The sequence below is a fragment of the Butyrivibrio sp. genome, from assembly GCF_024699075.1.
The window spans coordinates 1-3424 of the sequence record NZ_JAILQF010000336.1 but is presented as its reverse complement, the minus strand read 5'-3'; the positions used below and the strand labels follow the sequence as shown (position 1 = coordinate 3424).

3 protein-coding genes are annotated in these 3424 nt (G+C 38.1%); 2 read left to right on the top strand and 1 reads right to left on the bottom strand.

Features of this window, described 5'->3' with window-relative positions; translation table 11 throughout:
- Together K6G87_RS13590 and K6G87_RS13585 are read left to right on the top strand one after the other, a co-directional pair.
- Positions 1-248, top strand: a 248-nt coding sequence (locus K6G87_RS13590; RefSeq protein ID WP_296838370.1) for a hypothetical protein, incomplete at its 5' end; no start/stop codon positions are given.
- Positions 241-2289: a hypothetical protein gene (locus K6G87_RS13585; protein ID WP_296838367.1), complete on the top strand. Its 2049-nt coding sequence runs from the start codon at positions 241-243 to the stop codon at positions 2287-2289. The genes K6G87_RS13590 and K6G87_RS13585, both read left to right, overlap by 8 nt.
- A gap of 82 nt (positions 2290-2371) precedes the next feature.
- On the opposite strand, the gene K6G87_RS13580 is transcribed toward K6G87_RS13585, so the two are convergent.
- Positions 2372-3211: a hypothetical protein gene (locus tag K6G87_RS13580; RefSeq protein WP_296838365.1), complete on the bottom strand. Its 840-nt coding sequence runs from the start codon at positions 3209-3211 to the stop codon at positions 2372-2374.
- Between the last annotated feature and the right edge of the window lie 213 nt (positions 3212-3424).

The following is a 3424-nucleotide window of genomic DNA, read 5'->3' as shown; positions in this document are numbered from 1 at the left end:
GTTTTTGCAAAATTGCAATGTGCGCAGACAGGGACTACGAGAAGTTTCAGGGTCGAGGGATTGAGATAGTATCTCCTGATGAGATTGGAAACTGTGACTGCCAAAAGATTGTCATAGCGAATTCTTTTGGGGCTACAAGGGATGCAATTGCCAGAGATCTGAAGGACAGATTTCCTGATAAGACGATTATAAATATGGATATGGAAATGGTTGAGAATGCTGACATTATAAGGATGCTCAATGATTAATCTTGAAAACTTACTAAATAAAAATATAGCAATTTACGGTCTTGGCACCGAAACAGAGAGGTTCATTGCGCAGCATGGCGATGGCCTTAGTATTGTTGGCCTTTTGGATGGCTTTTGGGATTCAGGTGAGATGTATGGGCACCGAATTATATCTCTAGACGAGGCAGTGAAGGTTGGGGTGCATACAATTATTGTGGTTGCAAGGCCTGGGTCTTGTAAAGCGATAGCAAAGCAAATTGGTGAAAGGTGTGCTAAAGAGGGAATAAAACTACTAGATGTCAGAGGGAAGAATCTCCTAAAGAAGACTGAGGTAGCCTATGATTTTGAAGGCATTCAGGCTGGTTCAGAGAAAGAACTGATGGATGAAATTGATAAAGCAGATGCCGTGAGTTTCGACCTATTTGATACCCTTGTTGTCAGGAAAGTATTTGAATATACAGATGTCTTTGACCTTGTTGATTATAAGTTAAGGCAGAATGGAATAGTAATAGATGACTTTGCTAAAAGGAGACTTGGTTTAGAAAAAGAGTTATCTAAGAGCTGTGCCCCTAAGTTGGTTGATATTTACGGACGACTATTGGAAGATTGTGGCGATGTTTCTTTGAGTGCAGAAGATATGGCAGAGCTTGAGCGAAAGATAGACCAAGGCCTTATTGTAAAGAGGGCCGGAATGGATGAAGTTTTTAGTCATGCCAAGGTGTGTGGGAAAGTCTATATCACTACAGATTGCTATTATTCAAAAAGACAGATAGAAGAACTTCTTAATGATCTGGGGATAAACGGATATCAAGATATCATTATTTCATGCGAATATGGAAAAGCCAAGAATCAGGGGCTTTTTGACGTGCTCAAAGACCAGGTAAGAGATGCCTTTGGTGGAAAAGAAAATACAAAGATTCTCCATGTAGGAGATGATGAATATACAGATATTGAATCTGCGGAAAAATCAGGGATAGATACTTTCAGAGTATTGAACGGCCGAGATCTCTTTTACACCCTAGGAGGACTTGGGATTGAAGCTGAAATGCAATCAATAGCAGATAAAGTCAAGCTTGGGATGGTTTTTTCAAGGCTGTTTGGAGATCCATTCTGCTTTGAAAAGAATGAAAAGAAACTGAGTGTGAGTTCTGCTTATGAACTGGGATATGATTTTATAGGCCCGCTAATGGTTGATTTTACTCATTGGTTTAAGGAAATGGTGCATAAGGCTGATATTGATGAAATACTGTTTTGTGCCAGGGACGGGTATCTGCTTCAAAAGCTCTATTCCCAAATAGATAATAGTATTGATTCGAAGTATTTCCTGACATCCAGAACAGCAGCGATAAGAGCCGGAATGGAGAGTGCTGCGGATGTTGAATATGTTGATAGCATGCGTTTTTTTGGCGACGACAGGAAAGCATTACAGGTAAGGTTCGGAATAGATAAAGAGTTTGACAGCGCAGGGGGCAGGACGGCTCTAATAATAGAAAAATCAAATCAACAGAAAGAAAATTATAAAAAGTATATTGAAAAGATTGGTGCTAAGGGAAAGCAAATAGCGGTGTTTGATTTTGTTGCTAAGGGAACGTCACAGCTCTTTTTGCAAAAACTCTTCGATGGGCATCTGAAGGGATTTTATTTCCTGCAGCTTGAGCCAGAGTTCATGCAGAGGAATAATCTTGATATACAGCCATTTTACAGTGATGAGGAGAGAGATGCCAGCGCAATATTTGACGATTATTATGTGTTGGAGACTATTGTAACTTCTCCAGATCCATCGGTGGATGAGTTTGATCTTGAGGGCAACCCTGTGTTTGCGATTGAGACCAGAAGCTCAGAATCCATCCGGTGTGCAATGGATATTCAGGCTGGGATAGAAGCATTTTTCAAGGATTATATTGGTATTGCGCCTGAGGAACATAGGACAATTAATAAGAGGATGGATGAAAAACTTTTGTCACTGATAAAGAAGGTTCATGTTAATGACGAAGAGTTCTATAAGTTGGTGGTAGAAGATCCGTTCTTTGGAAGGATGACGGATATACGAGAAGTACTTTAATAAACAAGTATCGAAAGATAGCAACTTGTCAAGGCTATCTTTCGATACTAGGTCTTGCTACGGGATAGCTTTCTTATCGATTCTATTTTATAATACTGAGCTTTATGGCTTTATCATTGCCAATTATTAGTTGTATTTTATTCTGATCAATCAGTGAGTTGACAGTTTTACTGAGTTTTGCTGTGATTCCTTTATACCCCATTGCTGTCGAAAGCTCTGTTAACGACATTGGTGAAGTCTTAAGTATTTTTAATATCTTCTCTACATATTTATCTTGCTTAGTGATAGTTGCTTTAAAATATTCATGAATATCAATATATACAGACAGATATTCACGCTCTATGTTTATTTCAAATCGTAGTTTGGGAGAACCAATGTTTGCTAATGCTTTTCTTGCATTTGGATAACCAGTGTTTCTGCCTTTGATTAAATGGAGCTTTTTTAAGAAATCCCCAATTCTTCTATTTCGGTAAACGTTTGCGATTATACCGTCTTGTTCAATTTGTTGATCAGATATGATTCTATCAAAGCTGTGAAAACTGGTTATTTCGATGCATGAAGGAGTGATTTTGACAGTAATAGGCTCGTTTACCTGGTAAGATCTGTGATAAACAGCATTTGAGAGAATTTCTTCAATTGCTTCAAACGGATAGTTGTATACAGTTACAGCTTCTGCCTGATCTTTTACCTTTATGATAGCGGTTTTTATAACGTAGTTCTTTATATATGAAAGAGCATTAGTGAGTTGACGCTGTATTGGGCCTGTGAATGTTTGCTCTATCATGTTACTGCCGGTTGGGTCCGGAATATCAACGACTTCAATTCTAGCGTAGTGAAAATATTTTTCAGGATGTTCGCTGAACATCAGGATTCCAACGTTAAGAGGCTTTTGTCTCTCTGGAGGACCGCCTATTATTATCAAATTAACCACTAAAAACTTTGAAAGATTAAAAAATAATAGTAATATTTGCTTTATACCTAAGTTTTTAATATATTTTGTACGATATACATATTGAAGTTATACGTTTGGGCTTGTGCATTCTAAGAAGAACATGGACGTACTTTTATGTACACAGCCTTGAGTCTCCTTATCAAGGATGAAGGGAGATGGCTATGGTTATACAGCATAATTTAT